At 76.6% G+C, this 6189-nt stretch carries 5 protein-coding genes; all 5 read left to right on the forward strand.

The features are described from left to right. Nucleotides 1–949 (forward strand): DUF4185 domain-containing protein (locus tag GCU69_RS04715; RefSeq protein ID WP_156205205.1); only part of this gene is annotated, 949 nt, incomplete at its 5' end. A 672-nt stretch (nucleotides 950–1621) separates the two neighbouring features. Beyond that, on the forward strand, nucleotides 1622–2965 hold the full coding sequence (locus tag GCU69_RS04720; protein WP_156205206.1) for a prenyltransferase/squalene oxidase repeat-containing protein: 1344 nt from the start codon (nucleotides 1622–1624) through the stop codon (nucleotides 2963–2965). 5 nt (nucleotides 2966–2970) lie between these two features. Continuing rightward, the gene (locus GCU69_RS04725; RefSeq protein ID WP_098751692.1) at nucleotides 2971–3663 is read left to right on the forward strand and encodes an SCO2322 family protein; all 693 of its coding nucleotides are present in this window, start codon (nucleotides 2971–2973) and stop codon (nucleotides 3661–3663) included. A 644-nt stretch (nucleotides 3664–4307) separates the two neighbouring features. Then, the gene (locus tag GCU69_RS04730; protein WP_156205208.1) at nucleotides 4308–5423 is read left to right on the forward strand and encodes a CbiQ family ECF transporter T component; all 1116 of its coding nucleotides are present in this window, start codon (nucleotides 4308–4310) and stop codon (nucleotides 5421–5423) included. Next, the coding region (locus GCU69_RS04735) for an ABC transporter ATP-binding protein (protein WP_156205207.1) at nucleotides 5420–6189 on the forward strand (770 nt) is incomplete at its 3' end. The genes GCU69_RS04730 and GCU69_RS04735, both read left to right, overlap by 4 nt.

Raw genomic sequence — 6189 nt, forward strand, 5'->3', positions numbered from 1 at the left:
CGACCTGACCGGCCCCGGCCTGACCACCCGTTTCCGGATGGAGGCGACCGACCTCGGCATCCCGGCCCGCACGCCCGACGGCCGGCTGCTGTTCGTGTTCGGCGACACCTTCGAGCAGGCGAGGGTCGGCGGCGGCTGGTGGCGTTCACCGGTCGCGCTCTGGTCGGACACGACCGATCTGAACGCCGGGGTGACCTGGTCGGGCGCGGTCGGCGGGGACGCGGCACAGCAGTTGTGGGCGTACGAGCACGACAACCCGGAGTTCTCCACCGTGCTCCCCTCCGACGTGATCACCATCGGCGGCACGATGTATCTGCACGTCATGGTCAACAAGGGGCTCGGCAACGTGGTGTGGACCGAGATCTGGCGGTCCGACGACTCGGGCGCGACCTGGCGGCACACCGGCGCGAAGTTCCCACCGGACGCGCACGGCGGGCTGTTCCAGTGTCTGAGCTGGGGCCTGGGCGACGACGGGTTCGTGTACGTCTGCGCGACGGACTTCACCCGCAGCAAACCGATCGTGATGCTCCGGGTCCGGCAGGACCGGATCGCGGAACCGGCGGCGTACGAGCCCTGGGGGTACCGGGACGGGGCCTGGGCCTGGGGGAACCCGGTGACGCCGGTGCTGGGCGGCGCGTTCGGTGAGCTGTGTCTCCGGCCGCTCGCCGGCAAGTGGGTGCTGACCTGGTTCAACGCCGGGGACTACCGGATCGACGGGATCATCGTGGACACCCCGACCTCGGACCTCACGACCGCGTACCGGCGCACGCTCGTCCACGGCGGCGAGTGGGGCCGGGAGGACGACGCCCATGTCGCGCAGCTCTACGGCGGTTACGTCATCCCCGGCTCGACCCTGGACGACCTGCACCTGTCGGTGAGCCAGTGGAACACCGCGGAGGGCTGGCCGTACCGGGTGATGCAGCACCGCGTCCGGGGCTTCGGCGGCTGACCGGGTCCGGCTGACCGGGAGACCCCGGATCGGAAGGCCCCGGGCCGGGAGACCCCGGGCCGGGAGACTCCAGGCCGGGAACCCCGGGAGGCGACAGCTCCGGGAGGCGGAAGCCCCGGGAGACGGAACCCGGGGGCCCGCCACTGGAGGCGGAACCCGGGAGGGGGGAGCCCGCCACGGGAGGCGGGAGCCCGGCTCCGGAAGGAGGCCCGCGAGAGAGGTCCGGGAGGGAGATGTCCGGGAGGGAGGCCGCCGGGAGGCCGGGGCCGCGCGGAACGGACCCCGGCGGTACGGACCCGGCAGTACGGACCGGGCGGCCCGGACCGGGCGGAGCCACCGCGTCGAAGCGCCGACTACCCGCCGGTTATGGTGTCATCCGACAACTTCATCCGCGCCCGAACGGGGGAAGACCGGTGCGAATCCGGCGCTGACCCGCAACCGTGAGTGCGCCCGCGCGAACAGCCCGGGCCCACGAGCCGGAGCACCCGTCCGGGCGCGAACAGGCTCCCGTCCGCCGGCCGGCGCCCTTCCCGGGGCCGGTCGGCGGCGGCACCGTCGAGGTATACGGAGCTGAGCCCGGTGCCCTTCCGCGTGCGGCACGCGCGGGTGGACGGCCGTGCCCGGCCGTCCACCGCCGTCGCGCCCCCGCCCCTGTCGAAAGGCACCGCCACCATGAACGTACGCCGCACAGCCGCGGCCCTCGCCGCGTCCGCCGTGGCCGGTGCGCTCGCCGCACCGGCCGCATCCGCCGCGCCCGCGGCGCACCCCCCGGCCGCGGCGCACGTCTCGTCCGCGGCGCACGTCGCGCCCCCGGGGCACGTCTCGGCGGCCGCCGACCCGCCCGCCGCGCTCTACGGTGACAAGGACCCGGCCTACGACGGCGTGTGGCGGCAGTCGACGGCCCTGCTCGCGCTGGACACGGCGGGCGTCACGCCCGCGCGGGAGGCGGTGCGGTGGCTCGTGGAGCAGCAGTGCGACTCGGGCGGCTTCGCCCCGTACCGCGCGGACCCGGCGCGGAAGTGCGACGCGAAGACCCCGGTCGACAGCAACGCCACCGCAGCCGCGGTCCAGGCCCTCGCGGCACTGGGCGGGCACGCCGGGGCCGTGGAGAAGGCCGTCGGCTGGCTGAAGTCCGTGCAGAACGAGGACGGCGGCTGGGGCTACGCGCCGGGCGGGGCCAGCGACACCAACTCCACCGCGGTCGTCATCGGCGCGCTGGCGTCGGCCGGCGAGGACCCGGACCGGGTGACCTTCGGCGAGGGCAGGTCGGCGTACGACGGGCTACTGGCGTTCCAGCTCGGCTGTGACGCCGGGGCGGCGGACCGCGGCGCGTTCGCCTACCAGCCGGACAAGAAGGGCGGGCTGACGGCGAACGACGACGCGACCGTCGCCGGGGCGCTCGCCGGGCTCGGCGAGGGCTTCGTCGTCGACCCGCCGGAGCGGGACAAGTCCGAGGACCCGGAGCGGGACGGGGCCGAGGACACCGCCGCGCCGGAGTGCGGCTCGTCCGGCGCCGGGAAGGACCGCGAGCCCGGTGAGGCGGCGGCCGCCGCGGCGGACCGGATCGCCGCGACGCTGGAGAAGGACGGCCGTCTGAGCGTGCTCGCGCCCGGTGCCGACAAGCCCGTGCCGGACCCGTCGAACACCGCCGAGGCCGTGATCGCCCTGGCCGCGGCCGGCCGGCTCGGGGCGACGGAGAAGCCCCTCGCCTGGCTGGAGAAGAACTCCGCCGGCTGGACGAAGGACAACCCGGCGGGCCTGGGCATGCTCGTCCTGGCCGCGCACGCCACCGGCGACGACCCGCGCTCGTTCGGCGGCACCGACCTGGTGGAGCGGCTGGCCGCCACCGGCCCGGAGCCGGAGGCCGCACCCGCGCCGGAGGCCGCCGCCAAGGAGCGGGACGAGCAGGGTGAACGGGACGACGACAGCGAGACGATCTGGTGGATCATGGGCGCCGGGCTGGTCGGGGGCATCGGCATCGGTCTGCTGCTGAGCGGCCGCAAGAAGCGGGTGTGACCACGATGCGGAACGGTGCCGCCCGCTCGGCCACGGCGCTCGCGCTCGCGGCCTGCGCCGCCCTGTCCGGGGCGGTCCCCGCCCACGGGACGGCCCGGTCGGAGGGCTACCGCTACTGGTCCTTCTGGGAGCGGGACGGTGACGACTGGACGTACGCGACCCGGGGCCCGGCCACCGCCCAACCCGCCGACGGCGACGTGCAGGGCTTCCGCTTCTCCGTCAGCGCCGACTCCGGGGACGCCGCGCGGCCGCGCACGGCTCCCGCTTTCGACGCCGTCTGCGGCGACACCCCGGAGAAGGACGGCACCAACCGGGTCGCCCTCGTCCTCGACTTCGGCACCGCCGGGGACGCGCCGTCCGGTGAGACCCCGCCGGAGCCCCGGACGGAGTGCGCGCGGGTGCCGGACGGGGCGAGCACCGGCGAGGCGCTGGCCGCCGTCGCCGAGCCGCTGCGCTACAACACCTCCGCGCTGCTCTGCGCGATCGCGGGCTATCCGCGCTCGGGCTGTGGCGAGCAGGTGTCGGGAGAGCGGCCGGAGGCGTCCGCCGGGGGCGACCGGTCCGGGGAACGCTCCCCGGAGGACACCGGCGCGGACGCGGACGGCTCGCCCGGACCGTCCGTCGGCCTCTACGCCGGGATCGCCGCCGTCGTGCTCCTGGGCGGGGCCGGGGTGTGGCAGGCGCGCCGCCGCCGATGAACACCGAACACCCCGGTGCGCCCCGCCCCCGGCCGGGCACCACCGACGACCCCGGCACCGCGGAGACCCGGGCCGCGGAGGCTCGCACCACGGACCCCCGCACCACGGAATCCCGCACCGCGGACTCCGGAGCCAACGACTCCCCGGCCACCGACCCAGGCGCCGCGGAACCCCGGGCCGCGGAACCCCGCACCACCGACTCCGGAGCCACCGACACCCCGGCCGCCGGCCCCGGCACCGCGGAAACCCGTCCCACGGAAACCCGTCCCACGGAGACCCGCACCACCGACTCCGGCACTGCGGAAACCCGGGCCGCGGAATCCCGTATCACGGAGCCCCGTGCCACCGACTCCCCCGCCACGGACTCCCGCCACGACGCCACCGGCACCGGACACGACCCCACCGGCATCGACACCGGCACCCCACGGTCCGGCGCCGTGCGTTCCAGGGCGCCCGGCGACGGGTCTGCGACGCCGAGCGACCGGTCCGGGGTGCCCGGCGGCCGGTCCGGAGTGCCCGGCGGCCGATCCGGGACACCCGGCAACCGGTCCGGGGCCCGCGACCGCCGCTCCGAAGCGCCCGGCAGCCGCTCCGGAGCGCCCGGCGGCGGGGGATTCCCGGCGCGCCTCGGGCGGCGGTTCGCGGTGCGGGCGCCCGAGGCGTCGCGGGCCAACGCCCTGCACGCCGGGGCCTGGTGGCTGTGGGCGCTCGGCCTCGCGACCGCCGCGTCGCGGACCACCAATCCGCTGCTGCTCGCCCTGCTGGCCGCCGTCGCCGGATACGTCGTCGCCGCACGCCGTACGGACGCGCCCTGGTCCCGCAGTTACGGCGCCTTCCTGAAGCTCGGGCTGCTGGTGATCGGCATCAGGGTGGTCTTCTCCGTCTTCCTCGGCTCGCCGATCCCCGGCAGCCACGTGCTGTTCACGCTCCCCGAGGTGCCGCTGCCCGACTGGGCGCAGGGGGTGCGCGTGGGCGGGCGGGTCACGGCCGAGGGCGTGCTGTTCGCGCTGTACGACGGTGTGCGGCTCGCGGTGCTGCTCGCCTGTGTCGGCGCCGCGAACGCCCTGGCGAACCCCGCCCGGCTGCTCAAGTCGCTGCCCGGCGCGCTGTACGAGGCGGGCGTCGCCGTGGTCGTCGCGATGACCTTCGCGCCGAACCTGGTCGCGGACGTGGCCCGGCTGCGCGCCGCCCGCCGCCTGCGGGGCCGCCCCGACACGGGCCTGCGGGGTCTGGTGCAGACGGCCCTGCCGGTGCTGGAGGGCGCCCTGGAGCGGTCGGTCGCGCTGGCGGCGGCCATGGACGCGCGCGGCTACGGGCGGACGGCGCGGGTGCCCGCGGCCGTGCGGCACACCACGACCGCGCTGACCCTCGGCGGCCTGCTCGGCGTCTGCGCCGGCACGTACGGGCTGCTGGCCGCGCGGGGCGCGGGCTACGGACTGCCGGTGCTGCTGGCCGGGCTGGCCGCCGCCATGGCGGGCCTGTGGCTGGGCGGCCGCCGCTCGGTGCGCACCCGTTACCGCCCGGACCGCTGGGGCGTGCGGGCGTGGCTGGTCGCCGGATCGGGCGCGGCGGTCGCCGGGCTGGTGATCGCGGCCGCCGCGGCGGACCCGCCCGCCCTGCACCCGTCGGTGGTCCCGCTCACCCCGCCCTCGCTTCCGCTGTGGCCCGCGGCGGCCGTCCTGCTGGGCCTGCTCCCCGCGTTCGCCGCCCCGGCGCCGCCGCGCCCGCCCCGTACCAGCCCTCCGGAGGAGAAACCGTGATCCGGTTCGAGCACGTGTCCGTCCGTTACGACGGTGCGGACACCCCCGCCGTGCGGGACGTGGACCTGACCGTGCCGGAGGGCGAACTGTGCCTGCTGGTCGGCCCGTCCGGTGTCGGCAAGTCGACATTGCTGGGCGCCGTGAGCGGTCTCGTGCCGCATTTCACCGGCGGCACGCTGCACGGCAGGGTCACCGTCGCCGGCCGCGACACCCGCACCCACAAGCCGCGCGAACTGGCCGATGTCGTCGGCACGGTGGGCCAGGACCCGCTCGCGCACTTCGTCACCGACACCGTCGAGGACGAACTCGCGTACGGCATGGAGTCGCTGGGTCTCGCCCCGGACGTGATGCGCCGCCGGGTCGAGGAGACCCTGGACCTGCTCGGCCTCGCCGCGCTGCGCGACCGGCCGATCGCCACGCTCTCCGGCGGCCAGCAGCAGCGGGTGGCGATCGGCTCGGTGCTCACCCCGCACCCGCGGGTGCTGGTGCTGGACGAGCCGACGTCCGCGCTGGACCCGGCGGCGGCCGAGGACGTCCTCGCCGTGCTCCAGCGCCTGGTGCACGACCTGGGCACGACGGTGCTGATGGCCGAGCACCGCCTCGAACGGGTCGTGCAGTACGCGGACCAGGTGATCCTGCTGCCCGCGCCCGGCGAGGCCCCGGTGACGGGCGCCCCGGCGGAGGTCATGGCGGTGTCGCCGGTGCACCCGCCGGTCGTCGCACTGGGCCGGCTCGCGGGCTGGTCGCCGCTGCCGCTCTCCGTGCG

The organism is Streptomyces lycii, assembly GCF_009735685.1.
Classification (GTDB): Bacteria; Actinomycetota; Actinomycetes; order Streptomycetales; family Streptomycetaceae; genus Streptomyces; species Streptomyces lycii.

What these genes read in the sequence shown, in the direction of transcription:
- GCU69_RS04725 (WP_098751692.1), top strand. Translation starts at nt 2,971, where the DNA reads ATGCGGAACGGTGCCGCCCGCTCGGCCACGGCGCTCGCGCTCGCGGCC.
- GCU69_RS04720 (WP_156205206.1), top strand. Translation starts at nt 1,622, where the DNA reads ATGAACGTACGCCGCACAGCCGCGGCCCTCGCCGCGTCCGCCGTGGCC.